Annotated in this window: 19 protein-coding genes and 1 tRNA gene; 10 read left to right on the top strand and 10 right to left on the bottom strand. The window is 56.0% G+C overall.

Features of this window, described 5'->3' with window-relative positions:
* Positions 1-13 precede the first annotated feature (13 nt).
* The 4 genes from tpiA to GSQ81_RS09215 all read right to left on the bottom strand — a co-directional run bounded on the left by tpiA (position 14) and on the right by GSQ81_RS09215 (position 3,276).
* Positions 14-772 carry a triose-phosphate isomerase gene (gene tpiA / locus GSQ81_RS09230; RefSeq protein ID WP_158910487.1) on the bottom strand — a complete coding sequence of 253 codons (759 nt, stop codon included), beginning with the start codon at positions 770-772 and terminating at the stop codon, positions 14-16.
* A 117-nt stretch (positions 773-889) separates the two neighbouring features.
* Positions 890-2,104: a phosphoglycerate kinase gene (gene pgk, locus GSQ81_RS09225; RefSeq protein WP_158910486.1), complete on the bottom strand. Its 1,215-nt coding sequence runs from the start codon at positions 2,102-2,104 to the stop codon at positions 890-892.
* 153 nt (positions 2,105-2,257) lie between these two features.
* Positions 2,258-2,737 carry a RidA family protein gene (locus tag GSQ81_RS09220; RefSeq protein ID WP_158910485.1) on the bottom strand — a complete coding sequence of 160 codons (480 nt, stop codon included), beginning with the start codon at positions 2,735-2,737 and terminating at the stop codon, positions 2,258-2,260.
* A 68-nt stretch (positions 2,738-2,805) separates the two neighbouring features.
* Positions 2,806-3,276, bottom strand: coding sequence for a VOC family protein (locus GSQ81_RS09215; protein WP_158910484.1), 471 nt, complete (start codon positions 3,274-3,276; stop codon positions 2,806-2,808).
* 132 nt (positions 3,277-3,408) lie between these two features.
* Here GSQ81_RS09215 and GSQ81_RS09210 point away from each other — a divergent pair, with 132 nt between their 5' ends.
* Positions 3,409-3,930: a VOC family protein gene (locus tag GSQ81_RS09210; RefSeq protein ID WP_158910483.1), complete on the top strand. Its 522-nt coding sequence runs from the start codon at positions 3,409-3,411 to the stop codon at positions 3,928-3,930.
* 27 nt (positions 3,931-3,957) lie between these two features.
* Here GSQ81_RS09210 and GSQ81_RS09205 read toward each other — a convergent pair whose 3' ends face one another.
* Both GSQ81_RS09205 and gap read right to left on the bottom strand, forming a co-directional pair.
* Complete coding sequence (locus GSQ81_RS09205; RefSeq protein WP_158910482.1) at positions 3,958-5,610, bottom strand: EAL domain-containing protein; 1,653 nt, start codon at positions 5,608-5,610, stop codon at positions 3,958-3,960.
* Between the two features lie 212 nt (positions 5,611-5,822).
* On the bottom strand, positions 5,823-6,830 hold the full coding sequence (gene gap / locus GSQ81_RS09200) for a type I glyceraldehyde-3-phosphate dehydrogenase (RefSeq protein ID WP_158910481.1): 1,008 nt from the start codon (positions 6,828-6,830) through the stop codon (positions 5,823-5,825).
* A 270-nt stretch (positions 6,831-7,100) separates the two neighbouring features.
* On the opposite strand from gap, the gene GSQ81_RS09195 reads away from it, so the two are divergent.
* The 6 genes from GSQ81_RS09195 to GSQ81_RS09170 all read left to right on the top strand — a co-directional run bounded on the left by GSQ81_RS09195 (position 7,101) and on the right by GSQ81_RS09170 (position 12,069).
* Positions 7,101-7,901 carry an ATP-binding protein gene (locus GSQ81_RS09195; protein WP_158910480.1) on the top strand — a complete coding sequence of 267 codons (801 nt, stop codon included), beginning with the start codon at positions 7,101-7,103 and terminating at the stop codon, positions 7,899-7,901.
* A 23-nt stretch (positions 7,902-7,924) separates the two neighbouring features.
* Entirely contained in the window at positions 7,925-8,674 is a 750-nt protein-coding gene (locus tag GSQ81_RS09190) for an ATP-binding cassette domain-containing protein (protein ID WP_158910479.1), read from the top strand.
* Positions 8,671-9,303, top strand: coding sequence for an ABC transporter permease (locus tag GSQ81_RS09185; RefSeq protein WP_371715232.1), 633 nt, complete (start codon positions 8,671-8,673; stop codon positions 9,301-9,303). The genes GSQ81_RS09190 and GSQ81_RS09185 overlap by 4 nt, the downstream gene beginning before the upstream one ends.
* Positions 9,300-10,250 carry a glycine betaine ABC transporter substrate-binding protein gene (locus GSQ81_RS09180; RefSeq protein WP_371715230.1) on the top strand — a complete coding sequence of 317 codons (951 nt, stop codon included), beginning with the start codon at positions 9,300-9,302 and terminating at the stop codon, positions 10,248-10,250. The genes GSQ81_RS09185 and GSQ81_RS09180 overlap by 4 nt, the downstream gene beginning before the upstream one ends.
* A 114-nt stretch (positions 10,251-10,364) precedes the next feature.
* Positions 10,365-10,862, top strand: coding sequence for a DinB family protein (locus tag GSQ81_RS09175; RefSeq protein WP_158910478.1), 498 nt, complete (start codon positions 10,365-10,367; stop codon positions 10,860-10,862).
* A gap of 103 nt (positions 10,863-10,965) precedes the next feature.
* Entirely contained in the window at positions 10,966-12,069 is a 1,104-nt protein-coding gene (locus GSQ81_RS09170) for an alpha/beta hydrolase fold domain-containing protein (RefSeq protein WP_158910477.1), read from the top strand.
* Between the two features lie 4 nt (positions 12,070-12,073).
* Here the strand turns inward: GSQ81_RS09170 and ribA are convergent, their stop codons facing one another.
* Positions 12,074-12,712, bottom strand: coding sequence for a GTP cyclohydrolase II (gene ribA, locus GSQ81_RS09165; RefSeq protein ID WP_158912139.1), 639 nt, complete (start codon positions 12,710-12,712; stop codon positions 12,074-12,076).
* Positions 12,713-12,798: 86 nt separating this feature from the next.
* On the opposite strand from ribA, the gene GSQ81_RS09160 reads away from it, so the two are divergent.
* Positions 12,799-14,199, top strand: a complete 1,401-nt coding sequence (locus GSQ81_RS09160; RefSeq protein ID WP_158910476.1) for a sensor histidine kinase — start codon at positions 12,799-12,801, stop codon at positions 14,197-14,199.
* 2 nt (positions 14,200-14,201) lie between these two features.
* On the opposite strand, the gene bshA is transcribed toward GSQ81_RS09160, so the two are convergent.
* The 3 genes from bshA to GSQ81_RS09145 all read right to left on the bottom strand — a co-directional run bounded on the left by bshA (position 14,202) and on the right by GSQ81_RS09145 (position 16,340).
* Positions 14,202-15,344, bottom strand: a complete 1,143-nt coding sequence (bshA, locus tag GSQ81_RS09155) for an N-acetyl-alpha-D-glucosaminyl L-malate synthase BshA (protein WP_158910475.1) — start codon at positions 15,342-15,344, stop codon at positions 14,202-14,204.
* Positions 15,341-16,237: a ChbG/HpnK family deacetylase gene (locus GSQ81_RS09150; RefSeq protein WP_158910474.1), complete on the bottom strand. Its 897-nt coding sequence runs from the start codon at positions 16,235-16,237 to the stop codon at positions 15,341-15,343. Before GSQ81_RS09150 ends, bshA begins: the two co-directional genes overlap by 4 nt.
* Before the next feature lie 26 nt (positions 16,238-16,263).
* Positions 16,264-16,340: transfer RNA gene (locus GSQ81_RS09145), tRNA-Val, on the bottom strand.
* An 861-nt stretch (positions 16,341-17,201) separates the two neighbouring features.
* Between GSQ81_RS09145 and GSQ81_RS09140 the strand changes: the two genes are divergently transcribed.
* On the top strand, positions 17,202-18,311 hold the full coding sequence (locus GSQ81_RS09140; RefSeq protein WP_158910473.1) for an efflux RND transporter periplasmic adaptor subunit: 1,110 nt from the start codon (positions 17,202-17,204) through the stop codon (positions 18,309-18,311).
* Positions 18,311-21,499, top strand: a complete 3,189-nt coding sequence (locus GSQ81_RS09135; RefSeq protein WP_158910472.1) for an efflux RND transporter permease subunit — start codon at positions 18,311-18,313, stop codon at positions 21,497-21,499. The genes GSQ81_RS09140 and GSQ81_RS09135 overlap by 1 nt, the downstream gene beginning before the upstream one ends.
* The last annotated feature ends 1 nt before the right edge of the window (position 21,500 follow it).

Below are 21,500 nucleotides of genomic sequence, written 5' to 3'. Positions count from 1 at the left end.
TGTTGCTAATGCGCTAAATGGATGAGTTCGCGATGATCTGGGCGAAGCTGGTGGGATCGAGGCTGGCTCCGCCAACCAAGGCGCCGTCGATATTTTCAAGACAGCAAAGGCTGGCTGCATTGTCCGGCTTGACCGAGCCGCCGTAGAGGATGCGAGTGCTCGCGGCAATGGCCGGACTTAGAATCTCGGCGATCTGGGCACGAATGAATTTGTGGGCGTCTTCCGCGATCTGGGGGGTAGCAGTCAGGCCGGTACCGATGGCCCAGACAGGCTCGTAGGCGATGACCAGTGGTGCGGCTGCTGCGGGGTCGATGCCCTGAAGCCCGACCGTCAACTGCTTCTTGAGCACATCGTTGGTGCGGCCCGATTCACGGTCAGCCTTATGCTCGCCTACGCAGACGATGGGGACGAGCTTGTGCGCCAGAGCGGCTTTGAGTTTGTGGTTAACGGTCTCGTCGGTCTCGTTGAAGTACTGGCGGCGCTCGCTGTGGCCAATCAGGACGTGCGTAACGTCAATCGCATTCAGCATGACGGGCGAGGTCTCGCCGGTGAAGGCTCCGTTATCGTGCCAGTCCATGGTCTGGGCCCCGATGTGTACTTGAGTGCCTTTGGTGGCCTCAAGCGATACCGCCAGCGAGGTCATCGAGGGACAAAGGACAATCTCGGTCTTCTCTTGGCTGGCGACCAGCGGAAGGAAGGCACCGATGAACGCGGTGGCTTCGGCAGGGATCTTGTACATCTTCCAGTTAGCGGCGATCAGTGGTTTGCGCATTGTAAGAATCAGTCTTCCCTTGGGTTGTGCGCGGATTTTGTCCAGACGCGATTCAAAATGGCTTGAGCAAAAGAGATATCTTTGGCTTAAGTGGAAGGCGTTTCGACGGCGGTGCTGCTATTTCTCTGTTAATGCGGCGACCCCGGGGAGAATCTTCCCTTCGAGAAATTCAAGGCTCGCGCCGCCGCCGGTGGAGATGTGGCTGATCTTCTGGGAGACACCGGATTGCTTGACCGCTGCTACCGAATCTCCGCCGCCTACGATGGTGGTGGCATCATGGTTACCCGCTACACAATGGGCGATAGCGTGAGTGCCTTTGGCAAAGGCCGGCATCTCAAAGACACCCATCGGACCATTCCAGATGATGGTGCGGGCATCGGAGATCTCGGCTTCAAAGAGCGCGATCGATTTGGGACCAATGTCGAGGGCCATCAGATCGACGTGGAAGTGGTCGGGGCCTTCGTGAATGACAGTCTTGGCGTCGTGGGCGAACTTGTCGGCAAGGACATGGTCGATGGGTAACAGGAAGCGCACGCCTTTGGCCTTGGCCTTGTCGAGCGCAGCTTTGGCCACGTCGATCTTGTCGGTTTCGACGAGCGACTTTCCGGTCGTCTGGCCCTGCGCATTGAGAAAGGTATAAGCCATTCCGCCGCCGATGATGATGGCGTCGGCCAGCTCGAGGAGATTGTCGATGACCTGGATCTTGTCGGAGACCTTGGCTCCGCCGATGATGGCGACGAAGGGCTTGTCGGGCTGGTCGAGCGCTTTGCCAAGATAGGTTAGTTCACGCTCCATCAACAGTCCGGCAGCGGACTGCTTGACGAAGTGGGTGATTCCCTCGGTGGAAGCGTGGGCGCGGTGAGCGCTGCCAAACGCGTCGTTGACGTAGATGTCGCAGAGGGCGGCAAGCTTCTTCGCGAAGGCGGGATCGTTTGCCTCTTCTTCGGCGTGGAAGCGGAGGTTTTCGAGCAGGAGTGTCTGGCCGGATTCGAGCTGCGTGGCCATTTCAGTGGCGACTTCGCCGACGCAGTCAGGGGCGAAGGCCACATTTTCGTTCTCACCAAGCACAGCATCAAGCAGCTCGCGCAGGCGATCGACGACGGGGCGCAAACTCATTGTTGCAACTGGTTTGCCTTTGGGACGGCCGAGGTGAGAGCAGAGGATGACTTTGGCTTTGCGGCGCAGAGCGTATTCGATTGTGGGCAGCGTCTCGCGGATGCGAGTGTCGTCGGTGATCGTCTGACCGTCTTTGGAGAGCGGCACGTTGAAGTCGACACGAATAAGGACGCGCTTGTTCGTAAGGTCTAGATCGCGGATGGACAACTTGCTCATTTTCTATTCTTCTCCGGGGTATATCACGCTACCCCACCCTGGGTGTTTTATTGCAAAATTTTCAAAACAATAGAGATATGTTTGGACTAACTCTGCAAAATCCTGATTTTTAATCATCAGGGCTTGTAAAGTCTTGATTGTAAGTAGCTTCTCTTACCGCTGAAACCATGTTTTCGGAAGACATCTGCTTGTTCCACCCCAATGATACCGAATCGGAAGGCGATGTTTGTCAAGTGCGGTAAGAAAATCCGCGGTGGCACAGACTTCGGGGATATAGGCATCTGCCTCAATCTCGACGTGCCATTTGGGGTTGAGCAGAGGAGCGACGACCATGGTGGCGGCGGGTAGGATCTTTCCGAAGACTTCGCCGTGGGCGCGACCTATCTCTTCCCAATTCTCGACGCGGGAGAGGAACATGCGGGTGCGGTAGACGTGCTCGAAGCTGGCTCCAGCTTTTTCGAGAGCGGCCTTGATGATATTGAGGGCAACACGGGTCTGCTCGGCAGGGGAGGCGTCTTCTGCGCCAACGGGACCAGTGCCGGAGACGTAGATGTGGTTTCCAAGGCGGACGGCCCGGGAGAAGCCGATGATGGGTTCATAGGGGGAAGTGCCGGGGATGTTGGTGCGGGTCATGGAATCAGTCTAATGGGTCTGCAGGGCACGGTGGATGCGTGTCCTAGACAGAACTGGAATTTTCAAAATCAGGATTGCGCGGCGCGCTCTAGTTCTGCGATGTCCAGCTTGTTCATCTTAAGCATGGCATGCATTGCCTTTGGATTTTTGATGAGGTCGTCGATGCGGGAGGGTACGATCTGCCAGGAGAGGCCGAACTTGTCTTTGAGCCAGCCACACTGACTTTCGCTGCCTCCTGCAGAGAGCTTCGACCAGTATTCATCGACTTCCTGCTGCGAGTCGCAGCGAACGGCGAACGAGATGGCCTCGGCGAATTTAAACATGGGACCACCGTTGAGCGCGGTAAACTTCTGGCCGTCGAGTTCGAATGCAATGGTCAGAACGCTGCCCTTTGGCCCGACACTGTTGTCCGGATGGCGGAATTCATCGAGACGGCGAGAGTTTTTGAAGACAGTAAGGTAAAACTCAGCCGCCTCTTCAGCGTTCGAGTCGAACCATAGAAATGGCGTAATGCGGGGGAAGTTCTCGAATGCACTCATCGAATCACCTGACCTTCTTCTCTCTGGAGTAGTTTTTCAAGGCAATTTAAAGCTTTCCGCAACGGGATGTTAAATAAGGCCGCGGACTGGTTGGGTATTGTAAACATATATCGCTTGCAAAAGACAAGTGATATGAGTAGCGTTCTTTCGTGGGTTGCATTCGCTGAAATCAATGTTGCTGAAGCAACCACGTTTATTCACACGAAAATTCGAGAAAGGAAATTCTGCACCATGAAGCTACATACTTACCTAAATTATGGCGGCAACTGTGAAGAGGCCTTCCGCTTCTATGAACAACACCTGGGCGGAAAGATCATCATGATGATGAGACATGAAGATCAGCCCGATGCGAGCAACGTGGCTTCTGATTGGCGAAAGGCCATTCTTTATGCCCGTATGACGATTGGGGAGACAGATGTGATGGGAAGCGATGTTCCACCGGAGCACTTTCAGCCCATGCGCAGCGTTTATCTTTCGCTCACCGTCGACAGCACAGAGGAAGCTGAGCGTATTCACGCCCTGCTCTCCGATGGAGGTCAGATTTTCATGCCGATGGAGGAGACCTTTTTCGCTCTGCGCTTCAGTATGCTGAGGGACAAGTTCGGCACATCGTGGATGATTATTCATGAACGTCCGATGCCCAGCAATGCATGAGCAATGGACTGCGAGGGGAAGGCGAATTTAGGAGCGCTGCTTTTTTTCTTCGAGCAGCGCTGCCAGTTTTGCTTCCGTCTCGCTGAGTTTCTGCTTCAACTTCATGTAATCTTCGACATCTTCGGTAGATCCGTACCAACGCAGGATCGTGCCGTCTTCAGAACGCAGGGCATTGCCGCGCGCACGGACCCATCGCCAGCTTCCGTCTCTTGTGCCTATGCGATGTTCGATGTCAAAGGGATCACCGCTTTGAAGCGAGGCGAGCAGTATCGGCAACATGCGTTCCAGGTCCTGTGGATGGACGGCGTTCCTCCAGCCTGAACTAAGCGTCTGGTCCGTCGTTTGGCCGGTGAATTCTTCCCAATGCGGGCTGACTTCAATGACTTTGCCGCTGGGCTCCATGATCCACGGCATATGGGGATTCAGCTCGACCATGTGGCGGTAGTGCTCCTTGCTGGCGCGAAGGGCCTGAATGACGCGCATGCGATCCGTGATATCCACGATTGCGACAGAGACCCCGATGACTTCTCCGCCCTCGTCCCATGCCGGCTGGTGGGAGATTAAATAGGTCACAGACTTCGATTCTCCAAATATGGCAGGCTGCGTGACCTCCAGCCCCGTGATGGCTTCACCTTTAAGGGCGCGGAGAAGGTAGGGCTCTATCTGTGAATAGATCGCCGGGGGCATCACTTCGGACAGTTTTTGCCCGAGATGTTCTTCGACGGAGATGCCACTCAGGCTGGCAAGGCGTTGATTGACGCTGACATATCTCAGGTCTGCATCGACGAAGGCAAGGGCAACGGGTGCGCCATCGTAGATGGCCTGTAATTGGGCCAGCCGCTGCGAGGGGAGCGGCTCGATGCAGGTGATGAGGTCCGATGCTGGTGAGTCGTGGAGCGTATGCGTAGCCGTCGACATGGGGGCGGCGATGACTTTGGGGAGGTCTCGCTCCGCGACAGGAGGGCCGTAGAGCCAGCCCTGGCCGACATCGCAGCCGAGCCAGCGCAGGATGTCGGCCTGCGTCTCATTTTCGATGCCTTCAGCAACTGTCGTCAGTTTGAGGCTTTGACCCAGGCCGATGACAGCAGCCACAATCTTGCGGCTGTCGCGGCTCTGGATCATGGAGCTGACAAAGCTGCGGTCGACCTTCAACTCATCGAATGGGAGCGCCTGAAGATTTCGCAGGCTGGAGTAGCCGGTTCCGAAATCATCTAGGGCAAGCTTGACGCCAAGGCTCTTCAATCGGCTTGCGATAGAGGCTGCCAACTCCAGGTTGTCTACCAGAGCGCTTTCCGTAATTTCAACCGTCAGCCGGTGGAGCGGGAAGGCAGCCATTTCAGCGGCCCGGCGAATCTCGTCGGGAAGGGAAGGGTCGCGCAGTTGAATGGGAGAGATGTTGACAGAGATATTGAGGTCTTTTTGGAGTGCGGTGGTTGCCGCGAAGGCTTGGAGAAGAATGGTCTCCGTCAATTCTCCGATAAGCCCTGTCTCTTCGGCCACGGGGATGAACTCATCGGGGCGGATGGTGCCTCGCTGCGGATGCAGCCATCTTGCGAGAACTTCGAAACCTACCAGTTTGCCGGTCCGAATTCCGACCATTGGCTGGAAGAAGGGAACGATCTCTGCGTGTTTGAGTGCTTTTTTTAGCTCAGATTTCAGTTCAGACCGTTTTATTGCCATATCCCCGATCCTTTGAACTGCTGAACCAACCTAAGTTTGAAAATGCTTCATTTATCGTAAGTTGCATGGGACGAGAACTGCCATAACACGGACGGGGGATAACTATCGGTTGACGTGGAGTTATCGGCAATCGGCGGATGGGAAGCAAAGAAAACGGCAGTGCCAGTTCGAAATGAAGACTGGCACTGCCGTTTTGGTGATGAGAGATGCTTTTAGAGGCCCTTCTTCACGAGGAAGAGGATGAGGTCCTTGACGCGGTTGGAGTAGCCCCACTCGTTGTCGTACCAACTGATGACCTTGCCCGTGTTGCCGCCAACGACCTTGGTCAGCTTGGAATCGACGAAGGAGGAGAGGGGGTTCCCCTTGAAGTCCGAGGAGACCAGTTCTTCGTCGGTGTAGCCGAGGTACGGCTTCAACTCGCCGTCGGCTGCCTTCTTGAGGGCTTCGTTGATGCTGGCCACGCTGATCGGCTTCTCGGAGACGAAGGTGAGGTCCACGACCGAGACGTTGGGGGTCGGGACGCGGATGGCGAAGCCGTCGAGCTTGCCGTCCATCTCGGGGATGACGAGCTTGAGGGCCTTGGCGGCACCGGTGCTGCTCGGGATCATGCTGAGGGCAGCGGCGCGGGCGCGGCGCAGGTCCTTGTGCGGCGTGTCGAGGATGACCTGGTCGTTGGTGTAGCTGTGGATCGTGGTCATAATGCCGCTGGCGATGCCGAAGGTGTCGTTGAGGACCTTGACGACGGGAGCGAGGCAGTTGGTGGTGCAGGAGGCATTGGAGATGACGTTATGCTTCGCCGCGTCGTACTTGTTCTCGTTGACGCCGAGGACGATGGTGATGTCCTCGTTGGTCGCCGGAGCGGAGATGATCACCTTTTTGACTGTGGTTCCGAGGTGCGCCTTGGCCTTGGTGGCATCGGTGAAGAAACCGGTCGATTCGACGACGACCTGCGCGCCTACGCTGGCCCAGTCGAGCTTGGAGGGGTCACGCTCCGCGAAGACCTTGATCTTCTTACCATCGACGGAGATGAAGTCCTCGCCGTGGGAGATCTCGTTCTTGAGATTGCCAAGAATGGAGTCGTACTTGAGCAGATGAGCCAGGGTCGCCGGGGTGGTGAGGTCGTTCACGGCGACGAACTCAATCTCCGGGTTGCTGAGAGCGGTGCGGAATACGTTGCGTCCAATGCGGCCGAAGCCGTTGATGCCTACCTTTACTGCCATGGTTGCGGTTGCTCCTATCGTTCGTTGGCTTTGCGTTGGTGAGAGTTGAGAGCGCGGCTGGACGGCGTACGCCCCATCACAACCGATGCTAGCACCGGAGCAGGGCATTCGCAAATGGAAGGTCCGACCAGCAAAGGTGGGATACGCGGTTGAGAACAGAGGATTTGAGGCTCTCTAAAGTGCCGCCAAATGCGGCAAAATTTGCGGGTGGCTTTCACGGTGTGTTACAAGCGTGACATGCGCGAACTGCGCGATTGGATGCGCGAAAAAATGAGACGACGCCCTAGACGTGGACCGAATGATTCGGAGTCCACGGGCAAGAGCGGGCAGGAACTGCCCGCAAATCAACCTGCACCCTTGCGTCCGGCCTACCCCGAGCCGCTGCCGGTGCACGAGCATGAGCTACACCACGCCGCCGCTATAGCGGAGCCGGTTTCTGAGCCCATCCATGAGCCTGCGCACAGCGATGCTGGCGTGGAGGCTGTGGCGCCTGAGCCCAAGATGGTGATGGAGACGCAGCCCGAGAACCTGGCTACGCCGCCAGCCGAACTGGCTGCCGCGAAGTCCCCCAAGGGCTATGTGGTGCTCGCGATCGGACTTCCTGGATCAGGCAAGACAACCTGGTACAAGCGCCGGGGCGTAACCCCGCTTTCGAGCGATCTGCTGCGGACGCTGCTTTTTGACGATATTACCGAGCAGCGCTATCAGGGGCTGGTGTTCTCGACGCTGCGCAGCCTGCTGCGGGCACGCTTGATCGCCAAGATGCCGTGGAACTATGTCGATGCCACGAACCTCTCTCCGCACGAGCGCAAGCAGTGGATCAAGATGGCCAAGAGCTTCGGCTACGAGGTTCAGGCGGTCTTCTTTGATGTGCCGCTGGCGGTGTGCATGGAGCGTAACAGCAAGCGCGAACGCGTCGTGACCGACGAGGTGATGCAGAAGATGGCAGAGCGCCTGCGTCCGCCGACCTTCAAGGAAGGCTTTGAGAAAATTACGGTAGTCCGCGTAAAGGGGCATCCCGGGACGGGTCTGCAGGACGGGGCCGAGTCGGCTCCAGAGGCGGCTCAGTAGTCAAAATCAGATAGGTAGAGACGATGGCTGCAGTTGGCGTTGAGTTCGCGAAGGTGAGCTATACGCTGGCTGGCAGCCATTTTCTGCTGCGCGATATCTCCTTGCGCCTCGAAGCGGGGACGACGACGGCTTTATTAGGGCGAAGCGGGTCGGGAAAGACGACGCTGCTGCGGATGGTCAATGGGCTGGTCACGCCTACCTTGGGAGAAGTGCATGTTGGGGATCGTCCTGTCGGGACTTATGACGTGGTGGCTCTGCGCCGAAGCATTGGGTACGTGATCCAGGAGACGGGGCTGTTTCCGCACATGACCGTTGAGCGGAACGCGGGAATGGCTCTGGAGTTGGCAGGGCGGTCTCGGGTGGAGATCTCAAAGCGTGCGGAAGAGGTTCTCTCGCTGGCGGGTTTGGACTTTGCCGAGTTTCGAGAGCGTTATCCATGGCAGCTCTCCGGTGGTCAGCGGCAGCGCGTGGGGCTGGCGCGGGCGCTGGCGATGGATCCGGATATATTGCTGATGGACGAGCCGTTTGGGGCGCTCGACCCATTGACACGGGCGGAGATGCAGACCATGTTGCGGGAGCTTTTGCAGCGTGTCGGCAAGACGGTTTTGCTGGTGACGCATGATCTGGATGAAGCACTTTATCTGGCGCAGAGAGTGGTGTTTTTAGCTGAGGGTAAGGTAGTGGCGGACCTGCCTGCCGGTGAGGTTTTGGCTTCGGGAAATTCTCATGTAAAGGATTATGTTTCGGCGGTACATCGAGTGGTGCCAGCTTGATAGCGTTTATTCAATCGCATGCGTGGGAGATCGCCCGGCTGACGTTCGAGCATCTGTGGCTGACTCTCTTCGCCATGTTATTGGCGGCGGTGATCGGGTTGCCGTTGGGGATTTTGCTGACTCGGAAGCCGTGGTTGGCGAAGCCGGTGATCGGGTTCGCCAATGTGGTGCAGACGATTCCTAGTCTGGCGCTTTTTGGGCTGTTGCTGCCCGTTCCGTGGCTGGGGGAGAACGCGGCTCGGCTGGCGATTCTGGCACTGACGGGTTATGCTCTGCTGCCCATTCTGCGGAACACCTACGCGGGAATTGGGAGTGTCGACTCCGCGCTTCGAGATGTGGCCGAGGCCATGGGGATGACCTCGTGGCAGCGGTTGTGGAAGGTGGAGCTGCCGCTGTCGGCCAGCGTCATTCTGGCCGGACTGCGGACGGCCACCGTGACCTGCGTGGGAGTGGCGACCATTGCGGCGGCGATTGGCGCTGGCGGGCTGGGTGAGTTGATCTTTCGCGGCGTGGCGAGTGTGGACAATCGGCTGGTGCTGGCGGGAGCTATTCCGGCGGCGTTGCTCGCTCTGATCGCGGATGCCGGGTTAGGGTGGCTGGAAAAACGGCTGGCTGTGAGGCGGGCGTGAGGAGAGTTCAGCTTTGTCGATCCCACCCTTCGCAAAAGCGCGAAGGATGGGGCACCCGGGCTTTGGTGGGAGTGCTGGCTAGCGTTGTGGTTCTCTGTGGGATTGGTTGCGCTCCGCCACGCTCTTCACGGATTGTGATTGGCGCGAAGAACTTTACCGAGCAGGTGGTTTTGGGTGAGTTGGTGGCGCAGGAGATTGAGGCAGTCACCGGCGAGAAGGTCGACCGCAAGTTTTATCTGGCCGGAAGCTATATCTGTCAGCAAGCTTTGGTGAATGGGCGCATCGACGGCTATGTGGAGTACACCGGGACTGCGCTGACGGCGATTCTGAAGCAGCCGCTTCCGCCGGTTGGCCAGCGCGATGCGGCCAGTGTGTTCGATACTGTTCAGCGTTTGTATGCGAAGCGTTTTGCCGTAAAGGTAGAGCGCGGTCTGGGGTTCGAGGACACCTTTGCGATGGTGGTGCGCGGTGCGGATGCGCAGAGGTTGGGGCTGAAGACGATCTCTGACGCGGTGAAGGTTGCGCCCGGGTGGAGGCTTGGTGTGGGCTATGAGTTTGAGGAGCGGCCCGATGGCCTGCGTGGGTTGGAGGAGACGTATGGGCTTCACTTTCGCGATGCGCCGCGGGTGATGGATCTTGGTTTGTTGTATCGGGCACTGGGGATAGGGCAGGTAGATATGGTGGCGGGCAACTCGACCGACGGGCCGATACAGGCGCTGGGACTTACGGTGTTGCAGGATGACCGACATTATTTCCCTCCGTATGAAGCCGTGCCCTTGATTCGGGAAGACTCGTTGCGGAGGCATCCGGGGATTCAGGTGGCGATGGACAGGCTGGCAGGGAAGGTCAGCGCCGAGGAGATTCGCGAGATGAATTTCGCGGTGGATTCGCAACATAGAGACGTTGGCGAAGTCGTAAGGGCATTTCGGAAGAGGGAAGGGTTGTGAGGTGTACGAGTTTGGGCTGGGAGAGTAAAGCGGTGGTGCTACCGTACGATGCCCACATCTCAAAATCGAGATATGGGGCACCCAAAGTTGTGGCTATGGAAAAGGAGGCAGCAGATGGTTGAGCCTTGGTTGCGTGGGACTTTGATTGAGGTGGATGCGGTTCGGCGCGGCGTGCTTCATGCGCTGGAGCTGGCTCGCGAGGATATCGAGCGTTGGAGCGCTGATTTGAGCGATGCGGAGTTGGAGGTTGCACCGCTGGGATTGCCTTCTGTTGGACGTCAGATGCGGCATATCGTACGCAGCCTTGACCGATTGCTGACCTATGCGGAGGGGCGGCAGTTGTCTGCGGCTCAACTGGAAGCGTTGAATACGGAAGCTGACGAGAGTGCTTCGCGGAGGGCTCTGTTCGCGGAATTCGAAGAAGGGATCTCTTCCGCGATGGAGCGGGTCAGGGCGTTTCGTCCGGAGAGTTATGGGGATGCGCGCGGTGTCGGCAGGAAGATGCTGCCGACGACTCTGGGTGGGTTGTTGGTGCATTGCGCGGACCACACGCAGCGTCACGCAGGACAGTTGGTGACGACGGCTAAGGTTATCGTGGCTTTGCGAAGCTAGATGGCTCCTCGTACGGGCCGCGCACTTTGTATGATGGTTGGCCAGTGAGATGAGCGATGATTCGATGTCGCCTATCGCTGAAGAGGTTTGAAAGGAGCCGTCCATGCGGCGTAATCCACTTGCGGGCCGGGGATCGAATCTGAGCGCCTGCCTATCTTTGCGCGTGATCTTCTGCATCGCACTCTCTGCCTGCACCGTTACCTGCTGGTCGCAACAGGCAGCCACAGGAGCTCAAAGCGATTCAAGCGTGATCGACGGCCAGGGCACGGCGCACATCACCCGCGTTATTCCTGTGCCGAAGACGGTAAGTCCGGAGGCCCAGCGAAGTCTTGCGCGTCCTCAGTCTGACGCGGCGAAACCGGAGACGCTCGAAGCCCGTCGGAGCGGGACAGATACGTGGCAGGCTCGCGCAGGCAAGTTGTCGGAGACGATGTATCCGGTGCATGTTGCGAGCGATTCGATTGCGGGTGTGCCGGTGCGTGTGATCACTCCTCTCGAGATTCCTGCGGACCATCGTGACCGTGTTCTCATCAATCTGCATGGGGGAGGGTTCAACTCGGACTCGGGCTCGCTCACCGAGACTGTGCCGATTGCGAACCTTACGCAGACCAAGGTGATTGCCGTGCTGTACAGACTTGCCCCGGAACATCCATTTCCGGGGGCGGTGGACGATGCGGTTGCGGTCTATCGCGAGGCGCTGAAGACGTATAAACCTCAAAAGATCGCCATCTATGGGACCTCAGCCGGGGCGATTCTTACCGGTGAGGTTGCGGTGAAGATCAAGCAGTTGGGACTGCCGTTACCGGGTGCGCTGGGTATCTTCTCGGGCTTCGGTGATTTCGACCACGTGGGTGATTCGCAGGCAATGTACGCGCTGGCTGGCTTGTCGGGGCATCTGGAACCTCCTGCGCCGCCACCGATGGATAAGGAGTATGTCCGAGATACGAATCCTCGAAATCCTGTGCTATCTCCACTCTATGCGGATCTGCATGGGATGCCGCCTACGCTGTTCATCACCAGCGGCCGCGACATTCTTTTGAGCGGGACGACCATCCTGCATCGCGCATTTTTGCGGGATGGTGTCGACGCTCGATTGGTGGTGTTTGAGGCGCTGCCTCATGCCTTCTGGAACAACCCTGAACTGCCGGAGTCGAAGGAGGCTGACGGGATTATGGCGAAGTTCTTCGACCGTGAGCTTGGCAGATAGGGGTCTAGCTAACCAGATGCCCCATCTTGTCGCGCTTGGTCTGGATGTAGCGGTCGAAGGTTGGCTCGGTGGGCACAACGGCGGAGATGCGCTCGGTCACTTCGATGCCGGCGGAGACGAGTGCTTCAACTTTTTCCGGATTGTTGGTGATCAGCCGAACCGCCTTCACGCCGAGCGACTTGAGTATCTCGGCGGGGAGTTCGTAGGCGCGGCAATCGGCGGCGTAGCCTAATTCAAGGTTGGCCTCGATGGTGTCGCGGCCCTGGTCCTGCAACTCATAGGCGCGCAGCTTGGCCATCAGGCCGATGCCGCGGCCCTCCTGCTGCTCGTAGAGGAGAATGCCTGTGCCTGCCTCGGCAATCGTGGCGAGTGCAAGTTCAAGCTGCTGGCGGCAATCGCAGCGCAGCGAGTGGAAGACGTCTCCTGTGAGGCACTGCGAATGGATGCGGACGATTGGCGGTGCAGCGTGAATATCGCCCATCACCAGAGCTACCGCAGCCTCGGTGCGCGTTGCCGGAGCAGGGATGGCTTCGTTGCACGGCTGCGGATTGGTGACTACGCCCTCGAAGCCGAGAATACGGAAGTGTCCCCAGCGGGTGGGGAAGTCGGCGTCGGCTATTTTGGTGACGGATGCGAAGGGCATGGCGTGATTATACGTTTCGGGCTGCATAGCGATTGGATTGCCGAGGGAGGCGATTTGATGCAGCGGCGAAGGCGTAAAGTAGGTTTGTGACGCAGACCGATCCAAAGCTGATCCTGATTACCCTGCTCATTGAGTTGGGTGTGGCCGCGGCTGTCTCTTCCTCGCTGGCGCGGGCGAAGACGTTCAAAGAGCTATTATTTACGTCGCGGCGGACCCGGCGCCAGACTGCTGCGCTGGTGGCAATGATCTGCGTGCCGCTTACGCTGGGCGTCTGGGTACGCGTGCTGGTACCAAACTTTCTGGCGGCGGACCTCTCTTACGAGACGACGATTTTGCTTGGCATTCTGGTCGGTCCGTTGGCGGCGATGGCCGGTGGTGCCGCGCTTGCGCTTCCTGCCGTTCTGCATCACGAGTATCTGGCGCTTCCGGTCAATCTGCTGGTGGCTGCTGGAGCCGGGGCCTTTCGCCGTTTTGCGAATGCCGAGGATGTCTGGTCTTTTTCGCCGATGATCGACCTCAGTATCTACCGCTGGGTGACGCGCAATCTGCGCCGTCCCAGTTTAGACCGACAGGTACTGCTTCTGCTCTCGATCGCGACTGGCGAGTTTGGGCTGAGTATGCTCTCGCGGCTCTATCCACGGCGGTTCTTCGAGCTGCATTCGAACTCGTGGTGGGTCGAGCTGTTGATCTGCGCCAGCTCGCCGGTTGTGGTCGGCATCCCGTTGAAGATATGGAACTCAGTTCGTATCGAGCGCAAGCTGGAGGAACAGGGAAGACTGTTGCTGGAGGCAAGGCTCGATGCGCTGCAACGGCAGATCAATCCTCACTTCCTGTTCAATACGCTTAACTCCATCACGTCGCTGGTGCGTTCGCGCCCCGAGTTGGCGCGGGAGATGATCGTCAAGCTGGGCAATATTCTGCGTGTGCTGCTCAAGGACCGCGAGGCATTTGTGCCCTTCAGCGAAGAGCTGATGTTCACCGATGACTATCTCGATATCGAGGTCGTGCGCTTTGGCGAGAAGCTGAAGGTGGTCAAGGAGATCGCCGAGGAGACGCTGCACATCGTGGTTCCGGGAATGCTGCTGCAGCCGCTGATCGAGAACAGCATCAAGCATGGTCTGGAGCCGCGCATCAGCGGCGGCACGGTGACGCTGCGGAGCCGGATCACCGAGGATGGAATGCTGCTGGTGGAGGTAGAGGACGACGGTGTGGGCATGGACCCGGAGTGGGACTGCGCCTCGCCGGTTAGCGGTCTGATTCGTCCCGGCTCCGGAATCGGTATGCGCAATGTGCGCGAGCGGATGGGCGTTCTCTACGGCAATCTGGCAGGTGTCGAGATCAATAGCAGACCGGGAAGAGGGACGAAGGTAAGCTTGCGAATGCCTATTCTCGACGACGGGGCGGAGGTCTGGGGGCCAGTCGGGGATGCTGCTGAGCAGGCTCTGCGTCTGGTGGGGGACGCAGTGAGAGCTGTAACTCGGGGCTAATCCTAGATTGTGGTCCGGGCGATTACGCGGTCATAGTACCGCTCGTAAAGCGGGATGATGCGTGAGGCACAGAACTCGTCTTGTGCCGTTTGCCGAGCAGCTTTGGCCATGAGGGCCAAGCGCGAGTCGTCGCTAAGCAGTGCGATTGCAGCTTTGGCCATAGAATCGACGTCTCCCACGTTGAAGAGCAGACCGTTGCGTCCGTCCTCGATCAGTTCGGGAACGCCGCCGACGCGGGTCGCGATGCTGGGAACGCTACACGCCATAGCCTCGAGCGCGGCCAGTCCAAAGGACTCCATCTCGCTTGGCATAACCATCAGGTCGGCCAGCGGCAGAAGCTCGTTGACGTTGTCCTGCTTGCCCACGAAGTGGATGCGGTCCTGCACCTTGAGTTGCAACGCCAGATGTTCTGCAGCGCTGCGGTCCGGGCCATCGCCAATCAGCAACAGCCGCGCAGGCATGGCTGCGGCAACACGGGCAAAGACTTTGACGACATCCTGAACGCGCTTGACCGGACGGAAGTTGGAGAGGTGGACGAGTAACCGTTCATTGGCAGCGGCGAAACGGGGCCGCATGGTGGCGACCAGTTCTGGATTGCGAACGTACACGTCACAGTTGACGAAGTTGGGGATGACTTCAATCTCGGAGGTGATGCCGAAGGCTTCGCGAGTGCGGTCGCGGAGATAGCTTGAGATCGCCGTCACTCCATCGGACTTTACGATTCCAAATCGCGTAATCGGAAGATAGGAGGCGTCGAGGCCGACCAGCGTAATGTCGGTGCCGTGCAGCGTCGTGATGAAGGGCAGCTTTCGACCGTTTGCGGCGAGCATCTGCTTGGCGAGCAGGGCACTTACCGAGTGGGGGATCGCATAGTGGACGTGCAGAAGGTCAAGCGAGTAGAACTCTGCGACCTCGGCCATGCGCGTAGCTAGAGCAAGGTCGTAAGGCGGATGCTCGAAGAGTGGATAGTTGGAGACGGCCACTTCGTGGAAGTGGATGTTGGCCTCGCGGCCAGTCAGCCGGAAGGGCTGCGAGTATGTGATGAAGTGGATGTCATGGCCGCGCGCGGCAAGTTCGATGCCCAGCTCGGTGGCGACGACGCCGCTGCCGCCGTAGGTGGGATAACAGGTGATGCCGATCTTCATAGGGGTCTCTCGTAGTCGAGGTGTGGCTGGCCTATCTGTCCATAATGGATGAGTTCCAGGCCGGAAACGGTGCGGATTGCCTGCGGAATCTCCTGGAGCAGAGCGTCGCGCTCGATCTCGCGTGTTGCACGGAGGCGGGTGGTGATGGCGTTCAGTGCCGCATCGTTATAGCCAGGGTGGCAGACAAGCTCCCATGTGCCTTCGGGCATGGCGCGAAGAATTTTGTGGAGAGAGATTGCATCAAGCTGGCCAGTGGCAGAGATGCCGATGGTGCCGTCGGCAGTAAGCATGTGCCCGTCCTTGAGTTGCGGCAGCGATTCAAAGGACCTTTTGCCGAGGATGCTAAGGATGTGGAACTGAAGCCGCCGGACAAAGGCATTGGGCGCGAGGCGCGAGCTCCAGGCAGGCTCGAAGGGATTGCGGACGGCCCCGATGGAGCAGCGTTGGGCTACGCGCAACAGCGGGCGCGCCACCGCAGGGAAGAGGTGGGTATGTTTATGGGTGTCGAGGTGAGTGACCGCAATGCCGGCGCGTTGCAGCTTCTGGATCTGGGCAACGGCTTCGCGTTCGATCTCCTCTTCGCGGATATTACCGCGTATGAGTGCTTGCATGAAGTCGAATAGGGAAGGCCTGAAGTTTTTGCCGTCCGCGCCCAGCAGAGTGGGAATGCTGTCGGGAGGAGAGACGGGCTCGCCGTCGGTGAGAACGACGTGACAGCCGACGCCAAGGGATGGATTGGCACGGGCAATGGCGATAGCATCGTCGAAAGCTGCGCCGGTGGCCATCAGTGTGGCTGATGTAAGTACGTGTGCCTGGTGAAGTTCTGCGATTGCGCGATTGACGCCGAGCGTCAGGCCGAAGTCGTCCGCGTTGATGATAAGGCGGGAAGCCATGGGAGATTGATCGCAGACGGAAGGATTGGTGGGCGGTTAGGGATTCGAACCCCAGACCCTCTCGGTGTAAACGAGATGCTCTAACCAACTGAGCTAACCGCCCGTTCCAGTTATAAGGATTACTTAATGAGTGTATGGGAGTAGCGGCGGCGATGCAATGAGCGAATATTATTGTCGAGGGAACGATCTGCTAATAACCTTAGATTCTTCTGTATGGAAAGATCCGTTTTTTTGCGAAATAAGCAATTTTGCACCATACTAAAGTTCTGTTTGTAAGTCCAAGGATAAGGATATGGATAGTTGCGTAGATTTGCGCGATCATACGAATCGATGAATGCTGAGCAGACAAGACGGCGCGGTTCGCATTGGATGATAGTCACTATCGCGATGCTGGCCCTCGCTGTCTTTTCGTGGGGTGTTCGGTATAAGGTATCCCTCTACAATTCTGCAAATCACATGTCTGCAGCAAAGTTGCTCTCGCAAAGGGAGAGGCCAGCCACGTTTGAAAGTGCAAAACTGGCTGCCGATCCTATCGTGCATCCTGGCGTACGAACTCTGTTTGCCATAGCGATGGGCGTTATGCTGGCGGCCTTGTGGTCTTTGAAGCCAATGTTCTTGCCAAAGAGCGTCGAGCATCCAACGCAGCTTCCTAAACCTCCCAGTCAAACCTTCTTTTTCTTCCGTCCCCCTCCTGTTCTTTCGGCCTCCAAGTAATTTCAAGCGAATAGTGCCTGTCTGAGCAAAGTTGCTCAGAGCACAGTTGCAGATTTCTGACCGGATAATCTGCGGACTGTATGTTCCCTATGCCGGCTTTCCTTTTAATACAGGTGTTTACAACATGTGCAAGCGAACTTCCCTGACTTTGGCAGGGACCTCCGTGCTGATTACTTTGGCGTGTTTCATCTCTACTGGTTGCAAAAGCAAAAGCTCTCAGACAACGTCCCCGGCCATAGCCGGAGCCTCCGTGGCTCGGGTTACACGGAGAGACCTGGCCAGTACTCTTACGGTTGCCGGGCAGTTTCAGCCGTATCAACAAGTAGATCTTCATGCAAAAGTATCGGGCTATATCCGCCGCATCAATGTAGATATCGGCGACCGTGTACGAACTGGACAGGTAATTGCAACATTAGAGGTTCCTGAGCTCAATGCTCAGTTGGTGGGCGCTCAGGCCGAAGTAAGGCATAGTCAATCGGAGATTGCCCGGGCCAAGAGCGAGGTTACAGGCGCTGAATCAAGCCATGCTGCGTTGCACGATGCTTATATGCGGCTCGCTCAAGCATCGCATCAGCGTCCCGGCCTGATTGCGGAACAGGAGCTAGACGATGCACTTGCGAAAGACCAGAATTCAGAGGCAAGCATCGATGTTGCGAAGGCTGCGCTTGAGGCTACAGAAGAGCAATTAGGTGTGTCGAACGCGGACAAGCAGCGAGTTCAGGCGCTGGCGGATTACTCCGTTGTTACCGCTCCCTTTAGTGGTGTTGTTACAAAGCGGTATGCCGATACGGGGTCTTTAATTCAGGCTGGAACAGCCTCCAATACACAGGCGATGCCGGTTGTACAGCTTGCACAGAGTGACGTGCTTCGGCTGCGTATGCCGGTCCCGGAGGCGGATGTTCCCTATATTCAGGATGGTGGAACTGTACAGGTCAAGGTTCAGGCAACGGGAAAATCCTTTATGGGAAAGATTGTGCGATTTGCCCGTGAGCTGGATCCTTCAACGAGAACAATGGTGACGGAGGTCGATGTTACAAATCCTACGCTTGAGCTTAGCCCAGGTATGTATGCGGAATCGGCCATCTCTCTTCAGCAACGAAATCATGTTCTGACGGTTCCAATTCAAGCCGTGGTTCAAGGAGATTCGCAATCTTACGTTTTAGTGTTGGATAACGACAATCGTGTCCAAAAGAAGGTTGTCACACTAGGGGTGCAAGGGGCTGACCGGGCTGAAATTACGAGTGGCCTTAAGGAAGGCGAATTGGTGATTGTATCTGCGCAGGCAAACTATCAAGTGGGGCAGACGGTAAGTCCGAGATTCGAGTCCGTGTCTATGCCGAACGAAGCGGGGGATAAGTAATGTCATCCTTCGCAATTAAATATCCATTTTTTGTTCTAATGATATGCCTGATCGTAGTTGTTGTAGGTGTTACGACGGTGATAGGTATGCCGGTCGACCTATTTCCGCAGGTCAATATTCCTGTTGTTGTAGTAGCCACTTTCTATTCGGGTATGCCACCACAGCAGATCGAATCCGATATTACGAATAGCTATGAACGATTTTTTACTCTTGGAAGTGGAATTGATCATATTGAATCTCGATCTCTTCCCGGTGTAAGTCTCATCAAGATTTATTTTCAACCCGGTGTTGATGGTAATGCTGCGGTAAGTAACATCTCAAACCTTGCCATGGCAAACCTGCGTCGTCTTCCGCCGGGAACGCTTCCACCTGTCGTGCTCAAGTTCGACGCATCGAATATGCCTGTCTGCCTGATTACATTGAAAGGGCAAGGACTCAATGAAACTCAGCTTAAAGATTTAGCGCAGTTTAGTGTAAGAAATCAGGTTGCCAATGTTCCGGGAGCGTCGGTTCCACAGCCATATGGGGGTCGTTATCGACAGATTCAGGTATATGTCGATCCGGTAAAGCTCGAAGCACATCAGATGAGCGTTATGGACGTAGTTAAGTCTCTAAATGCGTCTAATCTAATTCTTCCTGCTGGAGATGTTCGCATTGGACCTAAGGATTACAACATCTATGCGAATAGTCAGGTCCCTATCGTCGATCAAATTAATGACCTGCCATTGAAGACAGTTGGTAATTCTTCCGTGATGGTGGGAGACATTGGGCAGGCAAAAGATGCAGGGCAGTTACAGACCAATATCGTTCGTGTCGACGGTCAAAAGTCTGTCTATATTCCAGTTCTGAAGCAAGGAGGCAATTCCAACACCATTACCATTGTGAATGGTGTGAAGCAGGCTGTTGCCCATTTGCTTGATGTGCCGAAGGAGTTGAAGACAGATGTTGTTTTTGACCAATCTGTATTCGTAAAGATTGCCGTGAAGAACGTGATCAATGAAGGCATGATTGGTCTCGTCCTCACGGCACTGATGATTCTATTATTTCTAGGAAATTTCCGAGCAACGATTGCCGTTTTGCTCTCTATTCCTATCTCCTGCCTGGCAACGTTTTTGATCCTTAATATGGGAGGGAGTTCCATCAATACGATGGTGCTGGGCGGCCTTGCGCTTGCACTTTCCCGACTTATCGATAATTCCGTTGTGGTTCTGGAAAATATTTTTCGGCATATGGAGATGGGAGAGTCTCCTGTTGTCGCTGCCGAAGCAGGTGGAAAAGAAGTGCAACTTGCTGTTCTGGCAGGAACGGTTTGTACCTGTATTGTCTTCTTTCCCGTCGTGCTTCTCTATGGGGTCAGCAAATATCTGTTCACTGCATTAGCTTTAGCGGTGGTAATTGCTCTTTTCGCATCCTTTATTGTTGCGATGACGGTTGTCCCTTTATTTTGCGCACGGTTTATCCGTATCGACGGTGCGCATGGATCACATGATGATTACGAAGAAGTGGAGTCCTCGGCAGATCCAAACAGTGCATTGAACAATCCGAGAAAACGAAACCCATTCAGCGTTATTGTCTTCCAATTCAATCGGGCGTTTTATGCTCTTCTTGCGTGGTATGAGGGTGCTGTATGGAAGTGCCTCAAAAAGCCGGGCCTTGTTGTGGGAGCCTGCTCGCTGATTTTTATCGTCAGCCTTGCGATCTATCCATTGATGGGAAAGGCATTTTTTCCGCGAACCGATCCTGGGCAATTCGTCATTAATGTGAAAGTTCCAGCAGGAACACGAATTGAGTTGACGAATGAATATCTTGCCAAGATGGAACAGGACATACGCAGTATCGTAACTCCGCACGATCTGAATATCATCGTTTCAAATATTGGTATTACTCCCGATCTTTCAGCTATCTACACCTCGAATTCGGGAATGAATACCGCATTTATCCAGGTGAGCCTCAAAGAAGACCATAAGATTGGAAGCTATGCTTATATGGATCGAGTTCGAGCTAAGTTAGCTAAGGACTTTCCAGATGTTGGAACTTACTTTCAAGCTGGCGGCTTGGTCGATTCCGTTGTAAATCAAGGTAAACCAGCCCCGATCGACATTCAGATCACGGGAAGCAACCTTCAAGATGACTATCAACTAGCTCAAGAAACTGCTGCGAAGCTACGGAAGCTAAGCTCTATCAATGATGTTCTGGTTCCACAGGACCTTGACTATCCAGGGCTGGAGCTTAATATTAATCGCGAGCACGCCGCTTTGCTTGGCGTGTCGCCGAAGGACGTTGTCGATAATGTGATCACTGCACTTACCTCAGACGGTATGATTGCACCGAGTTTCTGGGTCGATCCGAAGAGCGGCAATAGCTATATGTTGACGGTTCAATATCCGGAAGATCAGATCAAGACGCTCACTGATTTTATGCAGATTCCTTTGCGTTCCCCGGATGGCACTAAGACCACGCCGCTGGAGTCGCTTGCGGATATCAAACAGATCAATACTCCTACAGAGGTAGATCACTATCAGCTTCGACGCTTGATCGATATATACGTTATGCCGAAGACGGAAGACCTAAGTGTTGCCAATGCCGATGTGAATAAAATTCTGTCGAAGACAAGGGTGTCGGACGGCGTGATTGTAAAGGAAGTCGGCGCCATCAAGGATATGCAATCTTCTTTTTCCAGTTTTGGCATTGGTCTGATTCTGGCGATTGTGCTTGTCTATCTGATTTTGATGGCGCAATTTACTTCGTTTTCCGATCCCTTTGTTATCTTGCTGGCGGTGCCACCGGGTATTACAGGTGTGCTTGTGTTTCTGTGGATGACGGGTACAACGGTTAATGTGATGTCGTTGATGGGCGCTGTGATGATGACCGGCATTGCAGTGTCGAACAGCATTTTGATCGTGGAATTTACTGGAACCTTGCGTGCAAAAGGTATGGCACTTAGGCAGGCACTCGTTGAAGCAAGCAAGGCTCGTCTACGGCCCATTCTTATGACGACCCTGGCTACAGTCCTGGGGCTGATCCCTATGGCATTGGCACTGGAGCCGGGCAGTGAACAGTATGCTCCGCTGGCTCGTGCGATTTTAGGCGGCCTTGTGGTTTCGGTTGTGGTTACTGTGTTTCTCGTTCCGGCGGCTTATCTATTGATTCATCACAAAGAAGAATCTGCAGCTCCGGAGGAGATCTAAC

This window comes from Granulicella sp. L56 (assembly GCF_009765835.1).
Classification (GTDB): Bacteria; Acidobacteriota; Terriglobia; order Terriglobales; family Acidobacteriaceae; genus Edaphobacter.
The sequence above is the reverse complement of the archived record's forward strand: the minus strand, read 5'-3'. Positions and strand labels throughout refer to the sequence as shown.